This is a genomic window from Pseudomonas sp. B16(2017) (genome assembly GCF_002113205.1).
GTDB lineage: Bacteria > Pseudomonadota > Gammaproteobacteria > Pseudomonadales > Pseudomonadaceae > Aquipseudomonas > Aquipseudomonas pharyngis.
In genome coordinates, this window is the sequence record NZ_NEKA01000028.1 from 1 (window position 1) to 15412 (window position 15412).

Here is a 15412-nt window from a genome sequence, read left to right on the forward strand (position 1 = left end):
GAACTGAAGCGATCTACTATCGAAACCTACTTAACTCATTGAATCTCAAGGAGTTTTCCGTTTCGACTGCGCCGGAAGTGGGGCGAATTATAGACCTCTAGAGTTCGCCGTCAACCCTTAATTTCGCTTTTCTTTCAATAACTTGCAGATAGACCAAAAAACATCCAACTCCCTCTATATAGAAGAAGGATTCAATATCCCTTCTATATAGAGAGAACTCTCAGAGCACTCCATCCTCTGTCATCGCAGCCACTGCACCCGCTCCCAGCCCCAGCACCCGCTGCAAAACCTCCAAGGTATGCTCCCCCAACAAAGGAGGCGCACGGCGATACTCGACAGGAGTCCGCGACAACCGAATCGGGCTAGCCACCTGCGGCACCATCCCCGCCAGCGCGTGAGGCAGCTCGATCGCCAACCCGCGCGATTTCACCTGCGGATCCTCGAACACCTGTGACAGATCATTGATCGGCCCGCATGGCACGCCCGCCTGCTCCAGCTGACTCACCCACTCTGCGGTGGTCTTGAAGACGGTCGCCTGGCGGATCAGCGGAATCAGGACGGCCCGATTCGCCACTCGCAGCTTATTAGTCGCGAAACGCGGATCGTCCGCCCACTGCGGTTGCCCCGCCACTTCGGCGAACTTGCGGAACTGCCCGTCATTACCCACCGTGAGAATGAAGTCACCGTCAGCCGTAGGAAAATCCTGATACGGCACGATGTTCGGATGCGCATTACCCAGCCGCTTTGGCGCAGTGCCCGTCGTCAGGTAGTTCATCGCCTGGTTGGCCAGGCACGCCACCTGCACATCCAGCAAAGCCATATCAATATGCTGCCCACCACCATCGTGATCACGGTGGGCCAGCGCTGCCAGAATCGCCACGGTCGAATACAGCCCCGTCAGGATATCCGTGAGCGCCACACCCACCTTCACCGGCCCCGCACCCTCATCACCTTCGGGCCGACCGGTCAGACTCATCAGCCCGCCGAGGCCCTGGATCATGAAGTCATAGCCCGCACGCTTGGCATACGGTCCGGTTTGACCGAAGCCGGTGATCGAGCAATAGATCAGATCCGGATTGATTGCCTTCAACGACTCGTAATCCAGGCCATAAGCCGCCAGACCACCCACCTTGAAGTTTTCTATAAGGATGTCGGACTTGGCGGCCAACTCCCGTACCAGCTTCTGACCCTCGGGACGCGTGAAGTCGATCGTCACCGATTGCTTGTTGCGATTGGCCGACAGGTAATAAGCCGCCTCGCTGGTGTTCTCGCCGTAAGCGTCTTTCAGGAAGGGCGGCCCCCAGGCGCGGGTATCGTCACCATTACCTGGGCGCTCGACCTTGATCACTTCCGCCCCGAGATCGGCCAGGATCTGACCGGCCCACGGGCCGGCCAGCACTCGCGATAAATCCAGTACCCGCAGATGCGACAGCGCGCCCATGGTCGTTCTCCTATTAATAGAACGCCTGCAGGCCGGTCTGCGCACGACCGAGGATCAACGCGTGAACGTCGTGCGTACCTTCATAGGTATTCACCACTTCCAGGTTGACCAGGTGACGGGCCACACCGAACTCATCAGAGATCCCGTTGCCGCCCAACATGTCACGCGCCATGCGCGCGATATCCAGAGACTTGCCGCAAGAGTTGCGCTTCATGATCGAAGTGATTTCAACGGCAGCGGTGCCCTCATCTTTCATGCGACCCAGACGCAGGCAGCCTTGCAGCGCCAGAGTGATCTCAGTCTGCATGTCAGCCAGCTTCTTCTGGATCAACTGAGTGGCAGCCAACGGTCGGCCGAACTGCTGACGATCCAGGGTGTACTGGCGAGCGGTGTGCCAGCAGAACTCGGCCGCGCCCAGCGCCCCCCAGGAAATGCCATAACGTGCGGAGTTGAGGCAGGTGAACGGACCTTTAAGACCACGTACATCCGGGAAGATGTTCTCTTCCGGCACGAACACGTTGTCCATGACGATTTCGCCGGTGATCGAAGCCCGCAGGCCAACCTTGCCGTGAATCGCCGGAGCGCTCAGGCCTTTCCAGCCCTTCTCCAGAACGAAACCGCGAATATCGCCAGCATCGTCCTTGGCCCAGACCACGAACACATCGGCGATTGGGCTGTTGGTGATCCACATCTTGGCACCAGTCAGGCTGTAGCCGCCGTCGACTTTGCGTGCACGCGTAATCATCGCGCCCGGGTCGGAACCGTGATTAGGCTCGGTCAGACCGAAGCAACCGATCCACTCGCCGGAAGCCAGTTTCGGCAAGTACTTCTGCTTCTGTGCTTCGGTGCCGAACTCGTTGATCGGCACCATCACCAGCGAAGACTGCACACTCATCATCGAACGGTAGCCGGAGTCGACACGCTCGACTTCACGGGCAATCAGGCCATAGCTGACGTAGTTGAGGCCGCTGCCACCGTACTGCTCGGGGATGGTCGCGCCCAACAGGCCGACCTCACCCATTTCACGGAAGATCGCCGGATCGGTCTTCTCATGGCGGAAGGCTTCAAGAACACGTGGAGCGAGGCTCTGCTGGGCGAATTGCTCGGCAGTGTCGCGGATCATGCGTTCTTCTTCAGTCAGCTGTTGATCCAGCAGCAGGGGATCGATCCAGTTGAAGCTAGCTTTACCGCCCATGAGTGAGTCCTCGCAAATCGGGTGAATTAACGTGGCATTGATCCTAGGCCCGCTTCGCTGTCCCGGCAAACGAGGATTTCGCATCCTGTTGTGCTAATTTCTCACTCCGAAACGTCGCGAAATGCCGATTGAGCGATGTATTAGTGAGGTTGACGTACATGCGCCGCAAGATCCCCAGCACCACCGCCCTGATCAGCTTCGAGGCCGCTGCCCGTCACGAGAGCTTTACCAAGGCCGCCGAAGAACTTTCCCTCACCCAGGGCGCCATTTGCCGACAGATCGCCAGCCTGGAAGATTTCCTCAGCGTCGAACTTTTCCGGCGCTCGCGTCGCGGAGTGAAGCTGACGGAAGCGGGGCTTTCCTACAGCCGTCGAGTAGCGACCCAACTCGATGCCGTAGAACGCGACACCCTGTCGGTGATGGGTCAGCAAGGCACCAATGTGATCGAGCTCGCCGTGGTGCCCACCTTCGGCACGCAATGGCTGTTGCCAAGACTGAAGGACTTCCAGCTCAAGCACCCGGAAGTGACAGTCAACCTGACCAACCGCACGCGCCCGTTCCTGTTTGCCGACACTGACTTCGATGCCGCCATCTACTTTGGCGATGCCGACTGGTCGGGTACCGAATCCCACAGGCTAATGGGCGAGAATCCGATGCCGGTGTGCAGTCCCGCCCTGCTCGGCAACAAGACGCATCTGACACCCGAGGAAATCGCCGATCTGCCGCTGCTCCAGCAAACCACCCGCCCGTACGCCTGGCGGCAATGGTTCAACTCGCAACACCTGAACATCCCACGCGACATGACAGGTCCGCGCTACGAACTATTCTCCATGCTGGCTCAGGCGGCCATGCACGACATGGGCATCGCGCTAATCCCACCGTTCCTGATTCAGCGCGAACTGGCCGAAAAACGCCTGGTGATTGCCAACCCGAACGCACTCTCCAGCATCAAGGCGTATTACCTGATGATTCCGGAGCGAAAGGTCGAATCGGCGTCACTCAAGGCCTTTCGCGATTGGCTGGTGAACCAGGCACACAGCTACAACCTAGAAGGCTAAAGGGCTTCAGCGATTGCTAACCCCGTAGTCAGGAAAATCAAAGCCCTACAGATATAACTATTTGTCGCAAATAGACAGACTGTATCCGAAAGTCGTACAGACGTCCCACAAGCGCCTGACGACGTGGCTTTGCGCCCTCATTCGCGACGCATTGCGGCCTATTCACGTCACCGATGAGAAAATTCTTCAAATTCATCCAGACTCCTTGAAAGGCACGGCCTGCAAGGGATTCAACTGGCCATCTGCGACATTCGGTCACGGGATGACTTGTAGTTAATTTTCCGTCACCCGTCATAATCCCTTGAAGGGCATAAACTTCGCCTGCAAAATGCCGCGCCCCGCCCAGATTTGGCGGGATCGTGCTGATCGGCCGCCCCAGTCGCACCATCCGTAGTGCATGGGTTTACTCAATAAGATCACGCAGGAGATTTGACGTGCACATTGGTGTTCCTCTCGAAACCCAGACCGGTGAAACACGGGTTGCTGCAACCCCGGAAACCATTAAAAAGCTGATCAGCCAAGGTCATAAGGTCACTGTGCAAACCGGCGCCGGCGTTAAAGCCAGCGTTGTCGACAGTGCCTATGAAGCGGCAGGCGCAACCATTGGCAGTGCCAATGACGCGTTTGGCGCCGAGCTGATTCTCAAAGTGGTCGCGCCAAGCGATGCCGAACTGACGCTGATCAAGCGCGGAACGGTGCTGGTGGGCATGCTCAACCCGTTCAACAACGACACCATCGCGAAGATGGCCGAGTGCGGGATTACCGCGTTCTCCCTGGAAGCGGCGCCACGTACCTCCCGGGCCCAGAGCCTCGACGTGTTGTCGTCCCAGGCGAACATTGCCGGCTATAAAGCCGTGCTGCTGGCTGCTCACTACTATCCGCGCTTCATGCCGATGCTGATGACCGCTGCGGGCACCGTGAAAGCGGCGCGCGTGCTGATTCTGGGGGCCGGTGTGGCCGGGTTGCAGGCGATTGCCACGGCGAAACGTCTGGGTGCCGTCATCGAAGCGTCCGACGTACGTCCGGCCGTGAAGGAACAGATCGAATCCCTCGGCGCCAAGTTCGTCGACGTGCCTTACGAGACCGATGAAGAACGCGAATGCGCGGTCGGCGTCGGCGGCTACGCACGCCCGATGCCGGCGAGCTGGATGCAGCGTCAGGCCCAGGCCGTGCACGAGCGCGCCAAGCAGGCTGACATTGTCATCACCACCGCACTGATCCCGGGCCGCAAGGCACCGACGCTGCTGAGTGCGGACACCGTCGCGCAGATGAAACCCGGCTCGGTGGTCATCGACCTCGCGGCAGCCCAGGGTGGCAACTGCCCGCTGACCGTGGCCGATCAGGTCGTGATCGAGAACGGCGTGACCATCGTCGGCCCGACCAACCTCGCCGGTGAAGTCGCCGCAGACGCCTCGGCGCTGTACGCACGCAACCTGCTGGACTTCCTGAAGCTGGTCTTCACCAAAGAAGGCCAGTTCGAAGTTAACCTCGAAGACGACATCGTCGCTGCATGCCTGATGTGCCGCGACGGCCAAGTCATCCGCAAAAACGCCTAAGCAGGGATTCAGACGATGGAAGAGCTTATCTCCCCCGGTATCTACAACCTGATCATCTTCGTGCTGGCGATTTATGTCGGTTACCACGTGGTCTGGAACGTAACACCCGCGCTGCACACGCCTTTGATGGCAGTGACCAACGCCATTTCGGCGATCGTGATCGTCGGCGCCATGCTCGCTGCAGCCCTGACCGTCACCCCGCTGGGCAAGACCATGGGCACTCTCGCCGTGGCACTGGCCGCGGTCAACGTGTTCGGTGGCTTCCTGGTCACCCGCCGCATGCTTGAGATGTTCAAGAAGAAAGCCCCGAAAGCAAAAGAAGAGGCGCCTAAGTAATGAGCATGAACCTCGTCACGACGCTCTACCTGATCGCGTCGATCTGCTTCATCCAGGCCCTCAAGGGTTTGTCGCACCCGACCACGTCGCGCCGCGGCAACCTGTTCGGCATGCTCGGCATGGCGCTGGCAATCATCACCACGGTCGGCCTCATCTATAAGCTGGGCGCTGAGCTGGCGACCGCAGGCATCGGTTACGTGATCGTCGGCCTGCTGATCGGCGGCACCGCCGGTTCGATCATGGCCAAGCGCGTTGAAATGACCAAGATGCCGGAACTGGTTGCGTTCATGCACAGCATGATCGGTCTGGCAGCGGTGTTCATCGCCATTGCGGCGGTGGTCGAGCCGCAGTCGCTGGGCATCGTCAAGCAACTGGGTGACTCGATCCCGGCGGGTAACCGTCTGGAGCTGTTCCTCGGCGCAGCCATCGGTGCAATCACCTTCTCCGGTTCGGTGATCGCCTTCGGCAAGCTGTCGGGCAAATACAAGTTCCGTCTGTTCCAGGGTGCACCGGTACAGTTCAGCGGTCAGCACAAGCTGAACGCGGTACTGGGGCTGGCGACGCTGATCCTCGGTGTTACCTTCATGTTGACCGGCAACCTCGCCGCGTTCGCCCTGATGCTGGCTCTGGCGTTCGTCATGGGCGTGCTGATCATCATCCCGATCGGCGGCGCCGACATGCCGGTGGTGGTGTCGATGCTCAACAGCTATTCCGGCTGGGCAGCGGCGGGTATCGGCTTCTCGCTGAACAACTCGATGCTGATCATTGCCGGCTCGCTGGTGGGTTCGAGCGGTGCGATCCTCTCGTACATCATGTGCAAGGCGATGAACCGTTCCTTCTTTAATGTATTGCTCGGCGGTTTCGGCAATACAGCAGACGCCGGTCCTGCCGGTGAGAAGGAAGCCCGTCCGGTGAAATCCGGTTCGGCTGACGACGCGACGTTCCTGCTGACCAACGCCGACACCGTGATCATCGTTCCGGGTTACGGCCTGGCGGTGGCCCGTGCACAGCACGCATTGAAAGAGCTGACAGAGAAGCTGACCCACCATGGCGTGACCGTGAAATACGCGATCCACCCGGTGGCCGGTCGGATGCCTGGCCACATGAACGTACTGCTGGCCGAGGCCGAAGTGCCGTACGACCAGGTGTTCGAGATGGAAGACATCAACTCCGAGTTCGGTCAGGCCGACGTGGTGCTGGTGCTCGGCGCCAACGACGTGGTGAACCCGGCCGCCAAGAACGATCCGAAATCGCCGATTGCCGGCATGCCGATCCTCGAAGCGTTCAAGGCCAAGACCATCATCGTCAACAAGCGCTCGATGGCCAGCGGCTATGCCGGTCTGGACAACGAACTGTTCTACCTGGACAAGACCATGATGGTGTTCGGCGACGCGAAAAAAGTCATCGAAGACATGGTCAAAGCGGTCGAGTAACTCGCTCTCTGCTTACCGGACGCCCCGACTTGTCGGGGCGTTTTTGTTTGCGCAAACCGTCGGACAATTTGCCACGTTGTTGCAGATCCAGTAACGGTGTTTTACTTGAAACCCGCTAAATAGACGCCTCGTTTGCGACCTTGGTAGCGGGACAGGCGCTCGCGAAATTCACTAGACTGCGCATCCTGCTACTCGCTGCCCGAGAAAATAATCCATGTACCGTGACCGTATTCGCCTGCCTTCGTTGTTGGATAAAGTGATGAGCGCCGCCGACGCCGCTGCGCTGATTGAGGACGGCATGACCGTCGGCATGAGCGGCTTCACCCGCGCCGGCGAAGCCAAGGCCGTGCCCCATGCGCTGGCCGAGCGAGCCAAGGTCACGCCGCTGAAGATCAGCCTGATGACCGGCGCCAGTCTGGGCAACGACCTCGACAAGCAACTGACCGAGGCTGGCGTGCTGTCCCGGCGCATGCCGTTTCAGGTCGACAGCACCTTGCGCAAGGCAATCAACGCCGGCGAAGTGATGTTCATCGACCAGCACCTGTCGGAAACCGTCGAGCAATTACGCAACCAGCAACTGAAGCTGCCGGACATCGCCGTCATCGAAGCCGTGGCCATCACCGAACAGGGCCACATCGTGCCGACCACTTCGGTGGGTAACTCGGCGAGCTTCGCGATCTTCGCCAAACACGTGATCGTCGAGATCAACCTGGCGCACAACGCCAACCTCGAAGGTCTGCACGACATCTATATCCCGACCTATCGCCCGACCCGCACGCCGATCCCGCTGGTAAAGGTTGACGACCGCATCGGCAGCACCGCGATCCCGATCCCGCCAGAGAAGATCGTCGCCATCGTCATCACCCAGCAGTCGGACTCGCCGTCCACCGTGTCCTCACCGGATGTCGACACCAAAGCCATCGCCGATCACTTGATCACCTTTCTCAAACAGGAAGTCGATGCCGGGCGCATGACCAACAAGCTCGGCCCGCTGCAGGCCGGGATCGGCAACATTGCCAACGCGGTGATGTGCGGGCTGATCGATTCGCCGTTCGAAGACCTGACCATGTATTCCGAAGTGCTGCAGGACTCGACCTTCGACCTGATCGACGCCGGTAAGCTGAGCTTTGCTTCGGGCAGTTCGATCACCCTGTCTGAGCGGCGCAACAGCGACGTGTTCGGCAACCTGGAGAAGTACAAGGACAAACTGGTACTGCGCCCGCAAGAGATCTCCAACCACCCGGAAGTGGTGCGGCGTCTGGGCATCATCGGCATCAACACGGCCCTTGAGTTCGACATCTATGGCAACGTCAACTCGACCCACGTCTGCGGCACGCGGATGATGAACGGCATCGGTGGCTCGGGCGACTTCGCTCGCAACGCACACCTGGCGGTGTTCGTGACCAAGTCGATCGCCAAGGGCGGCGCGATTTCCAGCGTGGTGCCGATGGTCAGCCACGTCGACCATACCGAGCATGACGTCGACATCCTGGTGACCGAGGTGGGCCTGGCCGACCTGCGCGGCCTGGCGCCACGGGAACGCGCCCGGGTGATCATCGACAACTGTGTGCACCCGGACTTCCGCCAGGCGCTGAACGACTACTTCGACAAAGCCTGCGCGATCGGCGGCCACACCCCGCACATTCTGCGTGACGCCCTGAGCTGGCACATCAATCTGGAAGAAACCGGACGCATGCTGGCGGTGTAATCCGCACAGATTTTCCGCTGGCGCAAACACAGTTTCGCCAGCGGGATTTTGAAACCCACTGCAATCGTCAAAAACTGTACTGCTGTGCCGGTCATTTCCTACGGCTTTTACCTACTCACATCATCGAAACCGGTCAAAATGCACCAAATAAGCGCAGACAGGTACAGTTTGCGCAATTTTGACCCGTACACCCCCTATAAACAGTTAACTGGTCACTCACAATACAGGTGAACTGTATCTAGAGAGTCTGGCCAAACGAGAGGATCATGGGCACCAGTTAAACCACTACCTAATCCCGCCACAAGCGGAAGGATGTCAACCATGGAACGTACACTCAGTTCCGAACTGTTCTTCGAAGACAAAGCTGTAAAAACCCAGGCTTCCCTGCCTCTGCGCGTTATCGCCAACCTGATGTTGTGGCAGCGCCGCATTTCCAGCCGCCACCAACTGGCTCGTCTGGACTCGCGTCTGCTGGCCGATGCCGGTATCAGCGAAGCACAACGCTACGAAGAGCTGAGCAAGCCGTTCTGGCGCTAATCAGCGTCGCTGGCTCTGGTCGCTAGACCCACCGCCAGCAACCCGAATTGAATAAACAAGACCCGTCGCGGGAAACCGCGACGGGTCTTGTCGTTTGTGGCCTGAGAAAACCGAGTAGCCACCCTCGATCAACGGACAGGTACAGTTCTCATAATTAAATGCAAGACAGGTACAGTTACGAGAAATCGGTTCAGGCCAGCATCCTGACCACTGTGCGAAGTTGCAACGGAAGCCTAAGCTCCATTCAGAACGTGGCGAATGCTGTGCAACTGGCGTCTGACCTTCAGACACCGAGCCACCTCTCAATACGGTTTATCCACAGGAGTTCCCCCATGTCCCGTCTTCGTCTTCTTAGCGCCGCCGCCCTGCTGGCCGTCGCTGCCAACGCCAGCGCAACCAGCTTCATCGTGACCACCGACGCCGTGGTTGGCGCGCTCAAGTCTTCTTCAGATGCCACCTCCGACGTTACTTCGTCCTTCCGTGACGACAAGATCGTGCTCGCTGCCCGTGACGACGCTGCCAGCTTCGTGGCCAGCGAAGGTGAAATCCGTGGCGTGAAACTGGAGAGCGCACTGGATCACATCCGTCATCAGGCTCCGCAACTGAACGCGACCGACGCACAGCTGGCCCAGGCCATTCTGACGATCTAAGCGACAGGGGCATCGCGGGACACGCCGGTCGTGTCCCGATGTTTCGGCGCTGGCTCTAGTCCGGGCATTGCGCTAGCCTTGGGACTCGCCAACAGTTGCCGAGTCCCATGCGTTTTCTTTCAAATCTGCTTATTCCTTCTGTACTGCTCACCGCCTGCTGGGTTCCTCTGGCAGACGCCTTCGATGTGTCCACACAGAACACCGTGGTCAGCGTCTGGGCCACGGGCATGGTTTCGTCCGCACCGTTCGACCGTAAACTGATCATCGCCGCGCACGACGATGCCGCAGCGTTCGTTGCCAGTGACGGCCAGATGCGCGGCGCACAGCTCGAATCTGCGCTGCATTACTTGCGCAAGAGCCGGCCAAAACTTCATGTCAGCGACCTTGAACTGGCACAGGCAATTCTCGTCCAATAGTCATCCCTGTCCTTTCGGAGTCGTTCCATGCGTAGCCCGCTGATTGCTGCCGCCCTTGGCCTGCTGTTGTTGGCCGATATGGCCCAGGCACACACCCTGGTAGCCACCAGTAACATCATCGTCCGCGCCTCCCAGCGCACCATCGATTTCACCTCCGACACCACTACGTCGATTCGCGATTCGAAAATCATCCGCGAAGCCCATGACGACGCTGCCAGTTTCGTGGCCAGCGACGGTGATATCCGTGGTGCAAACCTGGAAGCGGCCTTCAAGACCTTGCGTACCCGCGTGCCGGAAGCCCGCGACGCCAGTGATCAGGTACTCGCCGAAGCCATCCTCGCACTGTGAGGTCACTCGGCGCCTGGCTGCTGGCCGGGGCGTTGTTGCTGCTTGGCAACAGCGCCCACGCCGGCCTGCAATTGCGGCTCAAGACCGATGGCTTGAGCCCCGCCCAACAACAGGCCAGCCAGGCGCTGCTCGATGAAGCCATGCAGGCATTGCCGCCGAGCTTCATCGAACGCCTGGATCGGCGCATCGATGTCGGCTGGACCGACGACATGCCCGGCAACGCCTACGGTCAGGCGACCCTCGTCTCCGAGCTGGACCTGAACCGCAAACTGCTCGCCAGCCTCACCGACGGCAGTGCGGCAAAGGAAAAGACCAATCGTCCCCACGGCACCGTACGCCGGGAACTGCTGGCCACGGTGCTGCACGAAATCACCCACATTTACGATCGCGCGCGCTTGTGGCCGGCGGCCGAACGCACGCTGATCCAGCGCTGCACCCGGCGCAATAACAGCGCCGGGCTGATCGGCATTCCCGATGAATGCCGAGGCCAGAACGGTCGGCGCTTCACCCTCAGCGATGATCCACGCCTGCTAGACCTCGCTGGCTGGCAGCAATACGTCGGGCGACGAGGAGAGCGGGAACAGCACAACCGGCAGATTGCCCGCAGCCCCGACCTCTACGAAATCTCCAGCCCGAAGGAGTTTGTCGCGGTCAACATGGAGTACTTTCTCCTCGACCCGAGCTACGCCTGCCGGCGCCCGGCGCTGTATCGCTATTACCAGGAACACTTCGGCTGGGCACCGCCAGCAAAGGATGAATGCGCCAAAACCTTCGCTTTCCTCAATGCCGGCAACGACTTTGCCAAACAGCCCCTGGGCCAGGTCGATCCGGAACGCGTGTACGCGGTGGATTACCTGTTGGCCGAAGCCAACCAGAACTGGGTCAGCCGTTGGGGCCACAGCATGTTGCGTCTGGTGATCTGCGCACCGGGCCGGCCACGCGGGCCGGACTGCCGACTGGATCTGGATCAGCATCTGGTGTTGTCGTACCGCGCTTTCGTCGGCGACGTGCAGCTGTCGAGCTGGGACGGGCTGGTCGGCAAGTACCCTTCGCGACTGTTCGTGCTGCCGCTGGCGCAGGTGATCGACGAATACACCAAGACCGAACTGCGCAGCTTGGCGTCGGTGCCGCTGAATCTCTCTCGCAGCGAAATCGAGGGCGTGGTCGAACACGCCGCCGAAATGCACTGGAGCTACGACGGCAATTACTTCTTCCTCTCCAACAACTGTGCGGTCGAAGGCTTGAAACTGCTGCGCAGCGGCAGCAATAACGCCCGGTTGACCGGCCTCGACAGCATCATGCCCAACGGTTTGCTGGAAGTGCTGAAGGGGCGAGGCCTGGCCGACACCAGCGTGCTCGATGATCCGAAAGAGGCGCTGCGCCTGGGTTATCGCTTCGACTCGTTCCGTGATCGATATCAAGCGATGTTCGATGTGTTGAAGAAGCAATTGCCGATCAAGCAGACAACCGTTGAAGAATGGCTTTCGCTCTCTGCCGAGGAGCGTCGTCCATGGTTCGAACGGGCCGACCTGCGCACCAGTGCCGCACTGCTATTGCTGGAACAGGCCAGTTTCCGCCGCCAACTGTTGCTCGCTCAGGATGAAGTCAAGCAACGCTACCTCGGCGCCCGTGAGCTGGAGAACGGAGGCATGGACAAGGCCAACGCCACCTTGCAGCAGATTCTCGCCAACAGCGGCTTCCTCAGCCGACCGGCAGAATTGCTCGACTCCCGAGGTTATGGCCTGCCGCAACCGAGCGAATTCAGCCGACTGGAAGCGGAAAGCAGCCAGCGCCAGAAACAATTGCTGGCCTTGACCGGCGATCTGGATAAGGAAGTGCGCGCGTTACTGGAACCCAAACGAGCAGCCGAGATTGCGGCCAGCGAGGCCAACGTGAAGCAGATCGGCGAGCATCTGCGCAAACTGCACAAAGCCTCGGGCGGATTGGAGTTGCCCTGAACAGCAGCCCTGAAAACAAAAGACCGCAGCCCGTAAAGGCTGCGGTCTTTTTCATGGCCTGACGATCAGTACAGAACGCCATCCAACACTTCGTAAACAACCCCGCTGCCTACCGCGATCAGCACGATGTCACCGCCGGCGCGACGCCATTCATAACCCGGGTAATACGGCAGACGACTCAACGCCCGGTTATCCAGCCGCTCGCCGTAATAGCCATGGGGCAGCGGCCGGCCACGTACCAGGTGGATGCCTGGAGGTGGCGGCGCACCGCGCACGAAGTAGCCATGATTGTCACGGATCACCTGACGCACCGGGCCGAAGTCCCGAGGCGGCGGGCCGCCGCGATGGCTGCTTTGCCAATCAGGGTGATCACCACCGCGATTGTCGTAGTGGCCCTGTTGCGGGCCGCCGTGGTCGTGATCGTCGCGCGGATCGGCGCTGGCCAGCAGCGGTGTCGCGCTGATCATCAGCACACCCAGACTGGCAATCAGACGTTTCGGCATTTTCATCGGATCTTTCCTCACTGCACTGACAGCAAAAAGGGGTTCAGAACCTGGCTCTGAACCCCTCGGTCTTGCTCAATTAGTCTGTGCCGCGAGGCCCTAATTCCTCTGTATCAGGAACTTTACCTTCAGCTGACGCGAGCCTTACGCACGCCTTCGGACAGCGCCGAGCACAGGCTCAGCACGCCGTCGATGGCCTGGTCCGGTGTGGTCGCATTGGCGATGTGATCGATCAGCGCCGAGCCCACCACCACACCGTCGGCCAGACGCGCGATGGACGCGGCCTGCTCCGGCGTGCGGATACCAAAACCGATGCTGATCGGCAGATCGGTATGACGACGCAGACGTGCCACCGCTTCCTCGACGTGTTCCAGAGTCGCCGCACCGGCGCCGGTCACACCGGCAACCGACACGTAGTAAACAAAGCCGGAGCTGCCGGTCAACACTTTCGGCAGACGCGCATCATCGGTGGTCGGGGTGGTCAGACGAATGAAGTCGATGCCCGCTGCCTGGGCCGGGTCGCACAGCTCCGAGTTATGCTCCGGCGGCATGTCGACCACGATCAGGCCATCAACGCCGGCCTCTTTGGCTTCGGCGATGAAACGCTCGACGCCGAACTTGTGGATCGGGTTGAAGTAACCCATCAGCACCAGCGGCGTGTCGCTGTTGTCCTTGCGGAACTCGCGGACCATTTGCAGGGTTTTGATCAGATTCTGCTTGGCGCCAAGGGCACGGATGTTGGCCAGTTGGATTGCCGGGCCGTCGGCCATCGGGTCGGTGAACGGCATGCCCAGTTCGATCACGTCGGCACCGGCTTTCGGCAGGCCTTTGAGGATCGCCAGCGAGGTGTCGTAGTCCGGGTCGCCAGCGGTGACGAAGGTCACGAGGGCGGCGCGATTCTGTTCCTTGAGTTCGGCAAAGCGGGTTTGCAGGCGGCTCATCAGTGTTTCTCCTGCTTCGATTGCTCTTGTTGAGAGTGTTCCATGTGGTGCATGACGGTCTGCATGTCTTTGTCGCCGCGGCCGGACAGGTTGACCACCATCAGGTGATCCTTCGGCAGTTTCGGTGCACGTTTGAAGACTTCGGCCAGGGCGTGGGCGCTTTCCAGTGCCGGGATGATCCCTTCCAGACGGCAGCACTGGTGGAACGCAGCGAGGGCTTCGTCGTCGGTCACCGAGGTGTACTGGACGCGGCCGATGTCATGCAACCACGCGTGCTCAGGGCCGATGCCCGGATAGTCGAGGCCGGCGGAAATCGAGTGGGCGTCGATGATCTGGCCATCGTCGTCCTGCAGCAGGAAGGTGCGGTTGCCGTGCAACACACCCGGTACGCCACCGTTGAGGCTGGCCGCGTGCTTACCGGTCTCGATGCCATAACCGGCGGCTTCCACGCCGATGATCTCGACGCTCTTGTCATCGAGGAACGGGTGGAACAGGCCCATGGCGTTGGAACCACCGCCGATGCACGCCACCAAGCTGTCCGGCAGGCGACCTTCCTGAGCTTGCAGCTGATCGCGGGTTTCCTTGCCGATCACGGCCTGGAAGTCGCGAACCATGGCTGGATAAGGGTGCGGGCCGGCCACGGTGCCGATCAGGTAGAAGGTGCTGTCGACGTTGGTCACCCAGTCACGCAGCGCTTCGTTCATTGCGTCTTTCAGGGTGCCGGTGCCGGCGACCACCGGGATCACCTCGGCGCCCAGCAGCTTCATGCGGAACACGTTGGCCTGCTGGCGCTCGATGTCGGTGGTGCCCATGTAGATCACGCAATCCAGACCGAAACGCGCAGCCACGGTGGCGGTGGCTACGCCGTGCATGCCGGCTCCGGTCTCGGCGATGATGCGTTTCTTGCCCATGCGCCGCGCCAGCAGGATCTGGCCGATACAGTTGTTGATCTTGTGCGCGCCGGTGTGGTTCAGCTCTTCGCGCTTGAGGTAGATCTTGGCGCCACCGCAGAACTCGGTCAGGCGCTCGGCGAAATACAGCGGGCTCGGACGTCCGACGTAGTCACGCTGGAAGTAGGCCAATTCCTCTTTGAACGCCGGATCTTCCTTGGCCGCCTCGTATTCGCGGGCCAGATCGAGGATCAACGGCATCAGGGTTTCCGCGACATAACGGCCGCCGAACGAGCCAAACAGGCCGTTGGCGTCAGGGCCGTTACGCAGATCGGAGGTGTTCGAAGTCTGGGTCATGGTTCGCTCCAGCGGATTTCACGAGAAGACAATGGCGTTCACTCTACCCCTGACCTTCCAGACTGAAAACCGATAAGATCGCCAC

The 15412-nt window shown here is 60.1% G+C and carries 15 protein-coding genes; 10 read left to right on the forward strand and 5 right to left on the reverse strand.

The window, feature by feature from the left end; genetic code table 11:
- Positions 1-220 precede the first annotated feature (220 nt).
- Together CAG25_RS27865 and CAG25_RS27870 are read right to left on the reverse strand one after the other, a co-directional pair.
- The gene (locus tag CAG25_RS27865; protein WP_085613548.1) at positions 221-1441 is read right to left on the reverse strand and encodes a CaiB/BaiF CoA-transferase family protein; all 1221 of its coding nucleotides are present in this window, start codon (positions 1439-1441) and stop codon (positions 221-223) included.
- Positions 1442-1454: 13 nt separating this feature from the next.
- Complete coding sequence (locus CAG25_RS27870) at positions 1455-2636, reverse strand: acyl-CoA dehydrogenase (protein ID WP_007953903.1); 1182 nt, start codon at positions 2634-2636, stop codon at positions 1455-1457.
- 158 nt (positions 2637-2794) lie between these two features.
- Here CAG25_RS27870 and CAG25_RS27875 point away from each other — a divergent pair, with 158 nt between their 5' ends.
- From CAG25_RS27875 to CAG25_RS27920, 10 genes are all read left to right on the forward strand, one after another.
- On the forward strand, positions 2795-3694 hold the full coding sequence (locus CAG25_RS27875; RefSeq protein ID WP_085613549.1) for a LysR family transcriptional regulator: 900 nt from the start codon (positions 2795-2797) through the stop codon (positions 3692-3694).
- A gap of 434 nt (positions 3695-4128) precedes the next feature.
- Positions 4129-5250, forward strand: coding sequence for a Re/Si-specific NAD(P)(+) transhydrogenase subunit alpha (locus CAG25_RS27880; RefSeq protein ID WP_085613550.1), 1122 nt, complete (start codon positions 4129-4131; stop codon positions 5248-5250).
- A 15-nt stretch (positions 5251-5265) separates the two neighbouring features.
- Positions 5266-5586, forward strand: coding sequence for an NAD(P) transhydrogenase subunit alpha (locus CAG25_RS27885; RefSeq protein ID WP_003220416.1), 321 nt, complete (start codon positions 5266-5268; stop codon positions 5584-5586).
- A complete protein-coding gene (locus CAG25_RS27890; RefSeq protein WP_085613551.1) occupies positions 5586-7019 on the forward strand; it encodes an NAD(P)(+) transhydrogenase (Re/Si-specific) subunit beta in 1434 nt (477 codons plus the stop codon). Before CAG25_RS27885 ends, CAG25_RS27890 begins: the two co-directional genes overlap by 1 nt.
- Before the next feature lie 214 nt (positions 7020-7233).
- Positions 7234-8727 (forward strand): acetyl-CoA hydrolase/transferase family protein, encoded by a 1494-nt coding sequence (locus CAG25_RS27895; protein WP_064592552.1) that lies wholly within the window; start codon positions 7234-7236, stop codon positions 8725-8727.
- 321 nt (positions 8728-9048) lie between these two features.
- Positions 9049-9264 carry a DUF1127 domain-containing protein gene (locus CAG25_RS27900; protein WP_011331828.1) on the forward strand — a complete coding sequence of 72 codons (216 nt, stop codon included), beginning with the start codon at positions 9049-9051 and terminating at the stop codon, positions 9262-9264.
- Between the two features lie 332 nt (positions 9265-9596).
- Positions 9597-9914, forward strand: coding sequence for a DUF2388 domain-containing protein (locus CAG25_RS27905; RefSeq protein ID WP_007953908.1), 318 nt, complete (start codon positions 9597-9599; stop codon positions 9912-9914).
- 107 nt (positions 9915-10021) lie between these two features.
- Complete coding sequence (locus CAG25_RS27910; protein ID WP_085613552.1) at positions 10022-10330, forward strand: DUF2388 domain-containing protein; 309 nt, start codon at positions 10022-10024, stop codon at positions 10328-10330.
- A 27-nt stretch (positions 10331-10357) separates the two neighbouring features.
- Positions 10358-10678, forward strand: a complete 321-nt coding sequence (locus tag CAG25_RS27915; protein ID WP_039764795.1) for a DUF2388 domain-containing protein — start codon at positions 10358-10360, stop codon at positions 10676-10678.
- Positions 10675-12636 carry a DUF4105 domain-containing protein gene (locus CAG25_RS27920; RefSeq protein ID WP_064592546.1) on the forward strand — a complete coding sequence of 654 codons (1962 nt, stop codon included), beginning with the start codon at positions 10675-10677 and terminating at the stop codon, positions 12634-12636. The genes CAG25_RS27915 and CAG25_RS27920 overlap by 4 nt, the downstream gene beginning before the upstream one ends.
- Positions 12637-12701: 65 nt before the next feature.
- On the opposite strand, the gene CAG25_RS27925 is transcribed toward CAG25_RS27920, so the two are convergent.
- The 3 genes from CAG25_RS27925 to trpB form a co-directional block, all read right to left on the reverse strand.
- The gene (locus CAG25_RS27925) at positions 12702-13145 is read right to left on the reverse strand and encodes an anti-virulence regulator CigR family protein (protein WP_085613553.1); all 444 of its coding nucleotides are present in this window, start codon (positions 13143-13145) and stop codon (positions 12702-12704) included.
- Positions 13146-13267: 122 nt separating this feature from the next.
- Positions 13268-14080, reverse strand: a complete 813-nt coding sequence (trpA, locus tag CAG25_RS27930; protein ID WP_085613554.1) for a tryptophan synthase subunit alpha — start codon at positions 14078-14080, stop codon at positions 13268-13270.
- Entirely contained in the window at positions 14080-15327 is a 1248-nt protein-coding gene (trpB, locus tag CAG25_RS27935) for a tryptophan synthase subunit beta (protein ID WP_064379337.1), read from the reverse strand. Before trpB ends, trpA begins: the two co-directional genes overlap by 1 nt.
- Between the last annotated feature and the right edge of the window lie 85 nt (positions 15328-15412).